This is a genomic window from Massilioclostridium coli (assembly GCF_900095865.1).
GTDB classification, from domain to species: domain Bacteria; phylum Bacillota; class Clostridia; order Oscillospirales; family Ruminococcaceae; genus Massilioclostridium; species Massilioclostridium facile.
The window spans coordinates 410,128-423,545 of the sequence record NZ_FMIZ01000007.1 but is presented as its reverse complement, the minus strand read 5'-3'; the positions used below and the strand labels follow the sequence as shown (position 1 = coordinate 423,545).

Annotated in this window: 13 protein-coding genes; 6 read left to right on the top strand and 7 right to left on the bottom strand. The window is 38.3% G+C overall.

Annotated elements, in window-relative coordinates:
* Positions 1 to 19: 19 nt before the first annotated feature.
* Positions 20 to 1,312 (bottom strand): tRNA (N(6)-L-threonylcarbamoyladenosine(37)-C(2))-methylthiotransferase MtaB, encoded by a 1,293-nt coding sequence (mtaB, locus tag BQ2683_RS07375; RefSeq protein ID WP_069988365.1) that lies wholly within the window; start codon positions 1,310 to 1,312, stop codon positions 20 to 22.
* A gap of 266 nt (positions 1,313 to 1,578) precedes the next feature.
* Here mtaB and BQ2683_RS07370 point away from each other — a divergent pair, with 266 nt between their 5' ends.
* On the top strand, positions 1,579 to 1,815 hold the full coding sequence (locus BQ2683_RS07370; RefSeq protein WP_069988364.1) for an HPr family phosphocarrier protein: 237 nt from the start codon (positions 1,579 to 1,581) through the stop codon (positions 1,813 to 1,815).
* 337 nt (positions 1,816 to 2,152) lie between these two features.
* On the opposite strand, the gene BQ2683_RS07365 is transcribed toward BQ2683_RS07370, so the two are convergent.
* Positions 2,153 to 2,881 carry a TVP38/TMEM64 family protein gene (locus tag BQ2683_RS07365; protein ID WP_083256413.1) on the bottom strand — a complete coding sequence of 243 codons (729 nt, stop codon included), beginning with the start codon at positions 2,879 to 2,881 and terminating at the stop codon, positions 2,153 to 2,155.
* A gap of 334 nt (positions 2,882 to 3,215) precedes the next feature.
* The gene (locus BQ2683_RS07360; protein WP_069988363.1) at positions 3,216 to 4,586 is read right to left on the bottom strand and encodes an alanine/glycine:cation symporter family protein; all 1,371 of its coding nucleotides are present in this window, start codon (positions 4,584 to 4,586) and stop codon (positions 3,216 to 3,218) included.
* A gap of 406 nt (positions 4,587 to 4,992) precedes the next feature.
* Between BQ2683_RS07360 and BQ2683_RS07355 the strand changes: the two genes are divergently transcribed.
* Positions 4,993 to 5,904 carry a DMT family transporter gene (locus BQ2683_RS07355; RefSeq protein WP_069988362.1) on the top strand — a complete coding sequence of 304 codons (912 nt, stop codon included), beginning with the start codon at positions 4,993 to 4,995 and terminating at the stop codon, positions 5,902 to 5,904.
* Positions 5,901 to 6,503 carry a QueT transporter family protein gene (locus BQ2683_RS07350; protein WP_069988361.1) on the top strand — a complete coding sequence of 201 codons (603 nt, stop codon included), beginning with the start codon at positions 5,901 to 5,903 and terminating at the stop codon, positions 6,501 to 6,503. Before BQ2683_RS07355 ends, BQ2683_RS07350 begins: the two co-directional genes overlap by 4 nt.
* Positions 6,504 to 6,637: 134 nt before the next feature.
* Here the strand turns inward: BQ2683_RS07350 and BQ2683_RS07345 are convergent, their stop codons facing one another.
* The 4 genes from BQ2683_RS07345 to BQ2683_RS07330 form a co-directional block, all read right to left on the bottom strand.
* Positions 6,638 to 7,855 carry a 6-phosphofructokinase gene (locus BQ2683_RS07345; protein ID WP_069988360.1) on the bottom strand — a complete coding sequence of 406 codons (1,218 nt, stop codon included), beginning with the start codon at positions 7,853 to 7,855 and terminating at the stop codon, positions 6,638 to 6,640.
* 139 nt (positions 7,856 to 7,994) lie between these two features.
* Positions 7,995 to 9,371: a DNA repair protein RadA gene (radA, locus tag BQ2683_RS07340; protein ID WP_187118739.1), complete on the bottom strand. Its 1,377-nt coding sequence runs from the start codon at positions 9,369 to 9,371 to the stop codon at positions 7,995 to 7,997.
* 21 nt (positions 9,372 to 9,392) lie between these two features.
* Positions 9,393 to 10,100, bottom strand: coding sequence for an N-acetylmuramoyl-L-alanine amidase (locus BQ2683_RS07335; RefSeq protein ID WP_069988358.1), 708 nt, complete (start codon positions 10,098 to 10,100; stop codon positions 9,393 to 9,395).
* Between the two features lie 54 nt (positions 10,101 to 10,154).
* On the bottom strand, positions 10,155 to 10,925 hold the full coding sequence (locus BQ2683_RS07330; protein WP_069988357.1) for a type III pantothenate kinase: 771 nt from the start codon (positions 10,923 to 10,925) through the stop codon (positions 10,155 to 10,157).
* A gap of 138 nt (positions 10,926 to 11,063) precedes the next feature.
* Here BQ2683_RS07330 and BQ2683_RS07325 point away from each other — a divergent pair, with 138 nt between their 5' ends.
* From BQ2683_RS07325 to cls, 3 genes are all read left to right on the top strand, one after another.
* A complete protein-coding gene (locus BQ2683_RS07325) occupies positions 11,064 to 11,477 on the top strand; it encodes a hypothetical protein (RefSeq protein ID WP_069988356.1) in 414 nt (137 codons plus the stop codon).
* A gap of 10 nt (positions 11,478 to 11,487) precedes the next feature.
* On the top strand, positions 11,488 to 11,673 hold the full coding sequence (locus BQ2683_RS07320; RefSeq protein WP_069988355.1) for a hypothetical protein: 186 nt from the start codon (positions 11,488 to 11,490) through the stop codon (positions 11,671 to 11,673).
* Between the two features lie 215 nt (positions 11,674 to 11,888).
* Complete coding sequence (cls, locus tag BQ2683_RS07315; RefSeq protein ID WP_069988354.1) at positions 11,889 to 13,412, top strand: cardiolipin synthase; 1,524 nt, start codon at positions 11,889 to 11,891, stop codon at positions 13,410 to 13,412.
* Positions 13,413 to 13,418 lie beyond the last annotated feature (6 nt).

Sequence of the window (13,418 nt, the reverse complement as noted above, 5' to 3'; positions counted from 1 at the left end):
ATTGTGACCACCAGTGGAGTTAATCGATCAATTCCCCCACACATTTATCGTCCAATACATCTATAATTTTAACACATTTTATCTGCCCACACAAGTTTTCATCCGTATTTATTCTTACTGGAGTATAATTTTTTGTATATCCTTCCATAATACCATTGTGGAAGGTTTCTACCAATACGGATTCTTGTTTTCCAACCTGGGTTTTTAAAAATTCCAAACGGGTTTCCCCTGTTACTTTTGCCATTAAAGCGGCGCGCCTTGCTTTTTCCGCATTGGATATCTGATCAGGCATTTTCGCCGCCCTGGTCCCTTGGCGGATCGAATAAGGGAACACATGGGCTTTCGCTAATTTGATAAACCGAGCATATTCCAGAGATTGCTGAAATTCTTCATCGGTTTCCCCCGCAAACCCCACCATAATATCCGTTGTAATCGAAGGGTTGTCAAACGCTTTCCGGATAGCTTCCACAATACGAGTATATTCTTTGGTATCATAGTGGCGGTTCATCCGTTTTAAGGTAGCGTCGCACCCACTTTGCAAGGATAAATGGAACTGAGGACAAAATTTTTCCATTTTCGCCATCTCATGGATATCTTCATCGGTTAACAATTCCGGTTCCAAAGAACCCAAACGGACCCTCTCAATTCCTGGAATAGAACAAGCCAATTGGATCGCGTCCAGCAAACGGACATTTTCCAGGTCACGGCCATAGGAGGAAAGGTTGATTCCTACCAACACCACTTCCAAATAACCATTAGCTGCCAAGTCAGTCAATTCCTGTTTTAAATCTTCCATCGTTTTAGAGCGCACTGGCCCTCGGGCAGTTGGAATAATACAATAGCTACAATAACGGTCACACCCATCCTCAATTTTCACAAAGGCTCTGGTGCGTTCCGTGAATTTCTTCACCGCCATTTTTTCAAATGGTTCCTGCCGTTGATGTGGAGTGATTTCAATGACACGCTCCCTTGTTTCCAAAAAGCGCTGTACCAGTTCTACCACTTTACTTCGGTTATAGGAACCTGTAATCACATCTGCCTCCGGTATTTGTTGATCCACATCCGGAAAAGCCTGAGGGAAACATCCTGTTAATACTACCACAGCATCTGGATTGTTCCGTTTAAACCGACGCAATGCCTGCCTTGCCTTCTTATCTCCGGAAGATGTAACTGTACAAGAATTCACAACATATACATCCGCTTCATCATCATAGTGGACTACATCATAGCCATTCTGATAAAATAAATCGGACATAATTTCAGTTTCGTATTGGTTGACCTTGCAACCTAAGGTATAAAAAGCAACTCTCAAATAATCATTCCTTTAACATTTAATAGAAAAAATAGCCTATCATTTTAAAACCAAACCAATTATCCTATAGGATATTGCTATTTACTGCGGTATACTTCGAAAAAATAATCGAAAAACACATAAAATCTACTCATAATTTATGTTTACTGATAGTATTATAGCTGATTTTATTTTTTTTTACAATTAGATAGTTGACTTAAAAATTGAGTGCTGTTATATTGTATTATGGTAATTTTATAAAGTAAAGATGTTTGGAGGTAACCAACATGCAATCAGTAACCATTATGTTAAATACTGTAACTGACGTAAAAACTTTTGTAAATGTAGTATCCAAATATGATTTTGATGTAGATTTGGTATCTGGCAGATACGCAATTGATGGAAAATCGATTATGGGTATTTTTAGTTTGGATTTATCAAAACCAATTAGAGTGGAAGTCCGCAGTGATGACGCTTCCGCATTTTTTGAGGAAATCAAACCTTTTATCAAAGAAGAAGCATAATAAAAATTCATACACAAAAACCCGGTTTATGTCATGGTGCATAAACCGGGTTTTATTTTATCCTCCTTAGAAAGATAAATATATCAATTTATAATTACAGAGGATACCTTATAGTATGGATATCGAAAAGTTTTCTTTTTGGAGAACCATTATATTATCCATCACGAATAAAACCTGTTTTCCCTAAAATATTAAAAACCTACAACGTTATAATCAGCACAGCCAAAAATAATTTTTTCAAAAAATAATATAAAAATCTTCTCCATCTTTCTTAATCAAATTGATACAATAGACAAAAAATCACCCGCAAAGCGGGTGAAAAAAGACTATTATCTTCTTATTTGGATACCTTTGTTTTATGTGGATGTTTTTTTCTCCGTTTTTCTAAATAAGCCATTAATTTTTTGTTTATTAAAATCCCAACTATAGCCAAACCACCAGCAACAGCAAACATAATGATGGAACCCCACAGGTTTTCTTGATAAATAGCTGCTCCTGCATAAGTGGAAGTAATAATAGATGGAATACGAGCAAAGGTAGAAATGAGAAAAAAATGGAGTGGTTTTAAATTCGTTAACGGTACAATATAAGTTAGCAAGTCCTTTGGTGTACCAGGGATAAAAAACAATAGGAAAACCAAAGGCCCTAATTTTTTAGTGTCATGAAGAAAACTCAATTTGTCCAATTTCTCTTGAGAAATAAAAAACTCTACAAACGGTCTGCCTAATAATTTTACTACATAATAAATAATTACTGTGCCAATAAAGATCCCCAACAAACACAAAATCAATCCTGGGATCGCTCCAAACAACAAACCAGATAGTACTTCTACTGGTTCCCCTGGAATAATAGCAAACACAACCTGCGCCGCTTGGATTCCCAACATGATAAACCATCCGGAAATCCCCATATTTTCAACTTCATTTTTGTACATTTCCCGTACGGCAGGGTCTTTTAGTTCCATTACTTTTGGAAATGCCCAAATGGTAAGTAAAACAGCAACCACTAAAAATAAAGTTAAAAACACTGCCTTTAAAATTAATTTATGATTCATTTTCTGACGCAAGGTTACACATCCTTCTTTATTTGCTTTTAACCGCTAAACAATACTAGCCAATTGTTTTTCAAAATACATTAATATGTGTTACAAAGATATATAAATATTCCTATTTTTATCAAAGGCATATAGCCAAATCCATTGAGCAAGTCAATGGGTTTGGCAAAAATAAGATTTGTTGTGATAAATGATTTAATGGTATTTCAATACAAATTATTACTATATTATAATTAAATAAATTGTACCTATCCACAAGCTTTTTGAATTAAGAAGATAATCAAAAATTATTTTATATGCTATGTTTATTATAGCACTGATCCATGAAAAAGCGATAGAAAAACTCTTACAAATTTCTTTCATTTTTAATTGTTTTGATCATATTTTGATATCGTTTTGTTTCCTGAAATACGATCGGGCTTAACCACACTAACGCAATCAGATTTGGTATCGCCATCAACCCATTTAGTGTATCAGAAACAGACCATACCAAAGAAAGATTTTGTACTGCTCCCCATATCATAAACCCTAAAAATACACAACGATATATGAAAATAGCAAATTTTTTGTGAAATAAGTATTCCATACATTTTTCACCATAATATGCCCATCCCAAAATACTGGAAAACGCAAAAAATACCATACAAATTGAAATTAGTCCCTGAGCTGAATCACCTATCACATTAGAAAAAGCAGTTAAGGTTAACGTGGAACCATTCTGTCCACTTAGCCAATCCCCTGAAGTTAACACAACCAAAGCGGTAATGGTACAGCTTACAATCGTATCAAAAAACACTTCAAACATTCCCCACATGCCCTGCTGAGCTGGGCTTTTTGCGTTGGCAGCAGCATGGGCAATGGGAGCAGACCCTAATCCCGCTTCGTTGGAAAAAACCCCTCTGGAAATACCAAAGCGGATTCCCTGCATAAATAAATATCCGGCGCTTCCTCCTAAAATAGAAGATGGGCAAAGAGCATATTGAAAAATTTCCTCAAATGCTTTTGGTATCTGACTTCTATTAAAAAACAGTACAAAAATTGCCAATCCTAAATAGAGAAAGGACATCAGTGGAACTAATTTTTCTGCTAAACTTCCTACTCGTTTGATCCCTCCTATAATAACAATTCCAACCAAAACAGCTAATATTACACCGCTAATCCAAGTTGGAATTCCAAAAGAACATTCTAGCGCCGTAGAGACAGCGTTAGATTGTGTCATATTCCCAATTCCAAACGAAGCAGCCACGCAGAACAGCGCAAATAATATGGCTGGGAATTTATATCCCATACCATATTGAATATAATACATGGGGCCACCAATATATTCCCCTTTTCCGTTTTTCTTTCGGTAATAAACCGCCAGCAATACCTCCGCATATTTGGTCATCATCCCCAAAATAGAACTGACCCACATCCAAAAAATAGCACCTGGACCTCCAGTAACAATCGCGGTGGATACCCCAACAATATTTCCTGTTCCTAATGTGCCAGCCAAAGCGGTTGATACTGCCTGAAAGGGGGTAATTCCTTGTTTTGATTTTGGTTTTTTTTCAAATAAACTTCCAATTGTTTCCCTACACATTCTTCCAAAATAGCGGATTTGAAAAAAACCAGTTCGGACAGAAAAATACAGCCCAATCCCCAATAAAAACAAAAGCATTACCGGACCCCAAACAATCCGACTTAATCCATTATTGATCTGTTCTAAAAGCCCCATATAATCCCCCCTTATCCCATATCTATTTCAGAAAGGGAAAGGGTAGTACAAAATTTAGGCTTTTGCTTATTTAGTATTCCCCTATGAAAAAGAAAAAACTATCTATATTTGATAATATAATAGGCTTGTCACAGCAGTTTATAAAAAATATCCCCGTCAATACGAATATCTGGGGCACCTTAGAATTCTATTCCTTCTCAAAATCTTCTTCAGGCTTTGATTCCATAACATTTTTTTGCAGTGCGACTATTGTATTCTTTCTGGGTTCGCCCTATTTTAAAATTACTTGAAAAAAAACGATTCTTTGATATAATGATATAGGATTTAGAAGTATAGCGGGTAAATTTACAGAAAAAGAGAGACGACATTTTCCCGCTTTACAGAGAATGCTTGAGGAGGAAATACTTTGAATAAAATCCAATCCAATTTTTGTCTTCTTTGCGTAACGCTTTGCTGGTCAACGGAGGTCATTCTGCTTAAAAATATTCCTGCTGAAATTCCATCCATTTCGATTACCGCCATGACTAATTTTATCGGCTGTCTGATTTTAATTGCCATCTTCTTTAAAAAAATCTTCCGGCCCATTACAAAAAAGAATCTTCTGCGTGTGGCTGGGTTAGGCATCTTGAATATGACCTATAACCTGCTGATGCTGTTTGGACTACAATATCTCAATGTTTCCACCGGTATTTTTACCCTGTCCATGACAACGGTTGTTCTTCCTGTTCTTCTTCTGCTCCGACGTCAGAAGATTCGAATCAACACTTGGCTTGGGGTAGGGCTCATATTGATAGGGATTCTGCTGGCGGTCAATCTGCACACTGACTTATCCCAGCTACCTGGAATCGGGATTATGTTGGTGGTATGCCTGCTTCGGGCTTGGTACATTATTAAACTCAACGAAGCGGCAAAAGAGATGGAGCCAATACAGCTGTCCGCCCTTATTTTAGGTGTGGTTGCAGTTCTATCCTTCCTCATATGGCTGTTTATCGAACCACGCACGGTTTTTGCTCTTTCCTACTCCTCCGAGATGCTCTCCAGCATTTTTGTTTACAGTTATTTTATCTGTGCTTTTGCTACCGTCATAAATATTTTTGCACAAAAGCAGGCGTCTGCCCGGACAGCTTCGGTGATCTATTCTCTAGAAATCGTCTTTTCCACCATCTTTTCCGCTACCCTTCCACCGATTCTGGTCGATCGTATTACACTAACACCCTCTTTGATAATTGGTTGCGTTCTGGTAGCACTAGGGGCTTTCCTATCTGAATTTGATGTAACCGCTTTTGTTGTGGCTTGGAAACGGAGGTGGTCCGCATGACACAAACTCAAAAAACACCTTTGGGACGAAAAATTGGTAGATTTCTGTTTTTGGTCCTAATACATATGCTTCTTTCTCTCCCGTTTAAAGTCATGATTATGATTCCCGGATTTACCGATATCCGGCCTGTCACCTGCCTGCAACCTATCTTCGGTCTGTTTTTCGGACAGACGGGGGCACTTGCTTTTGCGGTGGGTAATCTGATTTCTGATGTACTATCCGACAGCTTACAGTGGTCCTGTATTGCCGGTTTCATTGCCAACTACCTGTATGTGGTGATGATCTACAAATTATGGCACATGATTCGCAAAAAAGCCTTTTCCCTGCGTGACAGCCGCGATTTTCTTGCATATATTGTCATAATTCTTATCTCCGCCGTGGTTCTGACCGTTATGATCTCCTTTGGCGTTTATGCTGTTCAGCCTGAAGTAGATCTTGTCACCTTAATCGGCACGATTTTTTGTAACAACACGATTTTTCCGATCATTCTTGGTGCACCGATTATGATCATCATGCAGGAAGAATTCCATCTTCTCGACCTGTGGACTCGGCGCAAAAAAGAAGAGTCCGCAGACGGAAACTCGCCTGCGGAAAAATAATAAAAACAGATGTATATCATAGAAAATGGATCGCTATATTTCACATTTCAGCTCTCCACCCACTATAAAGTGGTGGAGACTTTTTGTTATATGGAGAAAACAGCGGGAAAAATCCCGCTGTTTATTTGAGATAATTAAAAACGAAAATAGGATGGAACACCGTTTTTATATTGTGGTGTATATTCCCCTTGAATCAGAGGTTCAATATATTCACGGATCGAATCAGAAACATCTGTACCGCCTTTGGTAATATATTTTCCTGGAACAGAACGCTGCTGGTTGGCAATCAAGTTAATATCACTAAGTCTGTATTCCAACTGGTATGGTGTATTGGAAATGCGGTGGAAGGTAACCATTTTTCCCGTTTCCCCTTTGGAAGCAGCCAGCACCCCCTCATATCCGGATTGGAAACTCTCATCAATATCCGTCTTAGAGAGTATATGGGCGGCACAACGTTGTAAGGTATTTAATTCGATGGCACGGGTTTTACAATGCAATACTTCTAACATATTGGTTAAAGCCTTTCCAGTACATTCCAACTGGCGGTGCCCAAACGCATCTACCTTTTTACTTGCCAATGAATCACAGATATAAGTACCTGTAGCATCCCGTAATCCTTCGGAAACCGCAATCACAACAGCATATTTCTGTGACATTTTTTCCTTTACATTATCCACAAACTGTTCCACATCAAATGGCCGTTCTGGCAAATAAATTAAATCTGGCCCATCACAGTCTTCCCCACGGGATAAACTGGATGCAGCGGTAAGCCACCCCGCATCACGTCCCATAATTTCCATAATTGTAACTGCTGGAAATGGATAAACTGACGCATCATAAATGACTTCTTTGGTAGCGGCAGCTATGTATTTAGCAGCACTTCCATATCCTGGCGTATGGTCTGTTAAAGGCAAATCATTGTCAATTGTTTTTGGAATACCAATAAAAGTAATATTGCTCCCTATTCTTGCTCCGTAAGAAGATAGTTTTTGGATGGTATCCATGGAATCATTCCCGCCAATATAGAAAAAATGAGAGATATCATATTTTTTTAAAATATCAAAAATTTTCTGGTATGTCTGCTCATCCTTTTCTACTTTAGGTAGTTTATATCGGCAGGACCCCAACGCAGAACTAGGCGTAATTTTTAATAACTGCACTTTGCTATCCGACCCCAACGTTTGGGACAAATTGATAAATTCCTCTTTTAATATGCCTTCAATCCCATGCCGCATGCCATAAATTTTTTCAGCACCCAAATCTTTTGCCGCTTGAAAAACACCAGCTAAACTGGCGTTAATCGCTGAAGTAGGTCCTCCAGATTGCCCTACTACAATGTTTCCAATTTTCATTTTTACGTCTCCTTATAACTTTCAGTGTTATTTATCTTTGTTGTAAAGGGGCTTGCACAACGGCATTGCTGCAATCCGCCCATAAATCCAAATATTATTTGGAGGATGCACCCACATTGCCATTCCTACAATTTTCCCTTTAAGACTGAAATAATCGTTGAATTGCCTGCCGGATATTTTGTACCGGTATCAATTCAATTTGGCTTTCCGCTGGCAATACCAAATTCTTCATACATTGTTTTGGCAATACACAGCGAGTAAAACCAAGCTTTTCTGCTTCTCTCACTCTTTGAACTGCCCCGCTCACAGTACGGATTTCCCCTGTTAATCCAATTTCCCCAAAGGCAATTAACTGGTCATCGAGCGGGATATCTCGCAAACTAGAAATTAACGTCAACGCAATGGCAAGGTCTGCCCCAGGTTCATCTAGTTTCAACCCCCCAATAATATTGATATATGTATCTAGACTTCCAAAAAAGTAGCCCGCTCTTTTCTCTAGTACCGCAATGATCAGTGCCATCCGATTATAATCAAATCCGGTGCATGTCCTACGTGGATTGCCAAAACCGGTTTTGGTTACCAATGCTTGTACTTCTGCCATAATTGGACGGGAACCTTCCATCACCGAAGCAACACAGGTACCGGATACTCCTGTTGGTCGCTCCGATAACAACAGCATAGAAGGATTTAGCACCTCATGCAATCCATCGTTTCCCATTTCAAACACAGCAATCTCATTCGTAGAACCATAACGGTTTTTCGCAGCCCTTAAAATACGGTAAGAAAGGTTATTTTCCCCTTCAAAATATAGTACAGCATCTACAATATGTTCTAGTACTTTTGGCCCCGCGATATTTCCATCTTTATTTACATGCCCTACAATCCAAATGGGAATATCCTCTGATTTCGCCAACCGCATTAAAGCATTGGTACATTCCCGCACTTGGGTGACACTACCTGGAGAGGAAGGAACTGCAGCCATGTTCATGGTTTGGATGGAATCTACCATTACTAAATCAGGTTGCTCCTTCATAATTGTACTGGCAACCGTATCTAAATCCGTTTCCGATACGATATATAAATTAGGGCAATTTACCCCTAACCGGTTTGCCCTTAACTTTAATTGGCGAACGCTTTCTTCTCCAGAAATATATAAAATTTCTAGCTGTTCCCCTAGTCTGCCACAAATCTGCAACAGCAAAGTGGATTTCCCGATTCCAGGGTCCCCTCCTAGTAAGACTAAGGAACCCTTTACAATCCCTCCACCCAATACATGGTCAAGTTCTTGAATCCCTGTATGATAGCGTACCTCATCCGTAACATCAATCTCAGTAATACTGGTAGGCGTAACCGCTGCCGCAGAAGAGATGGTAACCGTACGTTTTCCTGCTGGTTCTGGAGCAGATGTTTGTAATTCAAATGTATTCCAAGCACCACAGTTGGGACATCTTCCATTCCATTTTGGAGTTTGATATCCACATTCAGTGCAACAATATACTTCTTTTGTTTTTGCCAAAATGATCTCCTTTATCTAAATTTACACAGAAGCCTCATAAAAACGGAGGATTCCAGAATATAACGTAAACGCTACCTGTTTTTGATAGGTAGAGTCCAATAATTTTTTCGATTCTTCCGGGTTGGATAAAAACCCACATTCTGCTAACACTGCTACTGGTTTCGCATTCTGAATTAAATATACGCTGGAAGTAATCGGTTTTACCTGCCTGGTATTTTCCGGTTGTAAATTCGCTACAAATGCCTGCTGCAAAGACTCCGCTAACAATTTACTGGAGGCATTTTTTTCTCCATAAAATATCTGAGCCCCAGAATACTGGCTCTGTTCAAATTTATTCTGATGGACGCTGATAAAAATCGCCTGAGGATTATCGTTGGCAATCTCTAACCGCTTTTTGAGGTCAGATCTCTTTTTTTGTCGCAAGCTTTTAGCGGAATCATCATAAATGGACACATCATGGTCTCGGGTCAAAATGACTTCAAACCCTGAGGCACGAAATAAATCTGCCAATTCCAACGAAATATCCAGGTTAATATTTTTTTCCACAGCTTGATACAACCCTTCTGCTCCACCGTCTTCCCCACCATGACCAGGGTCTATGATAATTTGACGCTTTAACTGGGGCGTTGTCCCTACTGTGGTAACCGTCTTAATTTCATGGATACAAAATAAACTGACAAATACAATCAGGCAAACCGAAACAACCACATATTTGCAGGAATGAAACATAGATTCTCACCAGCTTTTCCCTTTTACCTTATATCTATGTCCCGTATTTTTATTTTATGCGTGACAAAAATCCTGATAAATTTTCATCAAGCCTTCCAGCATCAATGTTTTGTCAATTTTATCAATGCAATTAGAATTTTCATAAATCAAGGTAGATAGTCCCCCAGTAGCCACTACAAATGCTTTTTTGCCCAATTCATCATTCATTTTCTGGATTAAGTAAGTTACAGCACCTACATAGCCATAAACTGCACCGGATTGCATACTGGTTATAGTATCCCGTCCAATTACTGTACCAGGTGCCTGAAACTCAATAGTAGGCAGTTTTGCGGTATTCTGAGTTAACGCTTCTATGGAGATTTTAATGCCAGGATAAATGGTCCCGCCCTCATAAGCACCATCTTCTCCTACCAAATCGAAGGTAGTGGCTGTCCCAAAATCCACAATAATCACAGGACCGCCATATTTTTGAAAAGCGGTATAAGCACTGATTAAACGGTCTGCCCCTACTTCCTTTGGATTGTGATAATTGTTTTTCATGTTAATTTGGATATTTTCTCCAACAATTAGGGGATCTTTACCAATATATTTCCGCATTGCGTTGGATACGGAAAACATCACCTGCGGCACAACCGAACCAATGATAATATCCTCAATTTCATCCGTTGTTATCTTATGGATGGAAAAAAACTGCGTCATAAACAATCCAATTTCATCCGATGTTACAGTGCGGTTTGTTACCAAACGAAAATTAGCTTTTAATTGATTGTTTTCAAAAATCCCAAACTCCATATTTGTGTTGCCAATGTCCACTGTTAAAATCATGGTAAATCTCCTAAATTTTGATATTTTGATTATACAATTTATTAGTAATCATGTCAACAATCGTCAAAGGAATAACACACATAATCCAGGCAGAAACCACGAATAATAATACAAGAACGAATGAAAGGAGACCTTTTTATGACACAAAGCGAATTGGAAAAAGAAATTTATAAAACAGCTTCTATGGGGGAACATGCCGCAGAGTCCATGCTGGCATACTCCCAATCTGCTGGAATCAAACGCAGCCTTACTTCCCAATTAAACCAATACCGGAATTTTAAAAGGAAAATTGAATCCGGTAATCAAATCCCCCAAGCCACCTCTTCCATGAAGGATAGAATGTTAAAAATGGGAGTTAAAATGAATTTAATGATGGATTCTACCCCAAGCCATATGGCAAAAATGATGATTCAAGGTAGCAATATGGGAATCATTGATTTACAAAGCGCGTTAAACCATCATCCAGAAGCGCCCAAGGAACAAAAACAATTGGCACAGGATATGATAAGTTTTGAACAGCAGACTATCGAAGCCTATAAAAAATATTTATAGGAGGAAAGCTATGAACACCAATAAATATCATGGAAACCGCACTAGGATTCATCCAGATGAAACAGTGGTACCACTATATGACGAAAGTTTTCCCGCAACTCAGTTTAAAAAAACCAAAAGCGGAAAGACAAAATACAGCCATACAGAAGATAACGCCGTTTATTTAAGGGAATTTTCGATTGAAAACGAAAAATAATCTGTCCTCCATAGTGTTCTCTTCTACACATTGTTTCATACTATGCCATCTGAAACCAGACATTTTCAGATGGCAATACATAAAATTGGTTGTTTTTTCAACAACTTTGTACCTCCGTTTGTTTTTATAAGATTTTATGTTATAATAATACTGTCTATTTTAATAAACAACCCGCCTTTTCACCAGATAATACATTTTTCATAACGGAGGGAAACATGAAAAAAGTATGGAAGTTTTTAACAAGTAGATTATTTGTCATAATTGCTTTATTATTGCTGCAAGTTGCGCTGTTGGCATTTTGTTTGTATTTTGTCAGCGCAAAATACTACTATTATTCTTTGCTCTTAACAGCAATTAGTATCTGTTTAGTGTTGTTAATTATTAACAAAAACGAAAACCCTGCCTATAAAATTGTCTGGATCTGCTTAATCTTTTTGTTTCCAGTGGCAGGAGGGATTTTTTATTTATTATTCCGGAAAGAAAACACTCAAAAACACATTTTAAAGCAAATCCAAAAAAGCAAATATCACATTGAAAAAAAACTGCCTGAAAACCAGGAGATTTTCCAGGAAATCCAACAAAAAAATCCTGTTATCGCAAAACATGTACATTATACTACCCATGTTACCCAAGAACCAGCCTGGAAAAACACCCAAACAGAATATTTAAGCCCTGGTGAAGTAAAATTTAAAGCTTTACTAGAAGAATTGGAACAAGCAGAACAGTTCATTTTTATGGAGTATTTTATCATTGAGCCTGGCTTAATGTGGAACAGCGTATTGGATATTTTAATTGAAAAAGTAAGACAAGGCGTAGAAGTCCGGCTAATGTATGACGATATGGGCTGTATCAATACATTGCCTCCCCATTATGACGAATATCTACGCTCCCAAGGGATTCAAGTAGCTGTATTTAATCCATTCCGTGCAAAATTAAACGGCTTTATGAATAATCGTGATCACCGTAAAATCGCAGTAATTGATGGCAATGTAGGTTTTACCGGTGGGATTAACTTAGCAGATGAATACATCAACGAACATGAACGTTTTGGATATTGGAAAGATGCTTCTGTTATGATCAAAGGCCCCGCTGTAAACAACCTCACCGCAATGTTCCTGCAATTGTGGCAGTATACAACCGGTACTACAAACGAATTCTCCCAATATCAATGTACCAGGCTTTATGAAACAGACGGTTATGTCCAGCCATTTGATGATAATCCTTTGGATGAAGAATTGGTTGGGGAAAAAACCTACTTGAATATCATTAATTCCGCTGAGAAATATATCTATTTAACAACTCCTTATCTAGTACTGGATAACGAGATGCTTTCCATGTTGTGTTTAGCAGCACAAAACGGGGTGGATGTCCGGATTATCACACCACATATCCCGGATAAGCCATATGTTTTCGCAGTAACCCGCTCTTTCTATCAACCGTTAATAGAAGCTGGCGTAAAAATTTATGAGTTTACCCCTGGATTTATCCATTCCAAAACGATTGTAGCTGATGACCAGGTTGCCATTGTAGGAACAACCAACTTTGATTTTCGGAGCTTTTACCTTCATTTCGAATGTGGTATCTGGATGTACCAATCAAAAGCGGTACACCAAGTATATCAGGATTACTGCAATACTTTAAAGCAATCCCAGGAAATTTCTTTGGAAGAATGTAAAAAGACAAAATGGTATATACGGCTACTACGTGCTGTACTTCGCGTATTTGCGCCGTTAATGTAGACAGAA

What these genes read in the sequence shown, in the direction of transcription:
- BQ2683_RS07325 (WP_069988356.1), top strand. Translation starts at nt 11,064, where the DNA reads ATGACACAAAGCGAATTGGAAAAAGAAATTTATAAAACAGCTTCTATG.
- BQ2683_RS07350 (WP_069988361.1), top strand. Translation starts at nt 5,901, where the DNA reads ATGACACAAACTCAAAAAACACCTTTGGGACGAAAAATTGGTAGATTT.
- cls (WP_069988354.1), top strand. Translation starts at nt 11,889, where the DNA reads ATGAAAAAAGTATGGAAGTTTTTAACAAGTAGATTATTTGTCATAATT.
- BQ2683_RS07335 (WP_069988358.1), bottom strand. Translation starts at nt 10,100, where the DNA reads ATGTTTCATTCCTGCAAATATGTGGTTGTTTCGGTTTGCCTGATTGTA.
- BQ2683_RS07345 (WP_069988360.1), bottom strand. Translation starts at nt 7,855, where the DNA reads ATGAAAATTGGAAACATTGTAGTAGGGCAATCTGGAGGACCTACTTCA.
- BQ2683_RS07330 (WP_069988357.1), bottom strand. Translation starts at nt 10,925, where the DNA reads ATGATTTTAACAGTGGACATTGGCAACACAAATATGGAGTTTGGGATT.
- BQ2683_RS07370 (WP_069988364.1), top strand. Translation starts at nt 1,579, where the DNA reads ATGCAATCAGTAACCATTATGTTAAATACTGTAACTGACGTAAAAACT.
- BQ2683_RS07320 (WP_069988355.1), top strand. Translation starts at nt 11,488, where the DNA reads ATGAACACCAATAAATATCATGGAAACCGCACTAGGATTCATCCAGAT.
- BQ2683_RS07360 (WP_069988363.1), bottom strand. Translation starts at nt 4,586, where the DNA reads ATGGGGCTTTTAGAACAGATCAATAATGGATTAAGTCGGATTGTTTGG.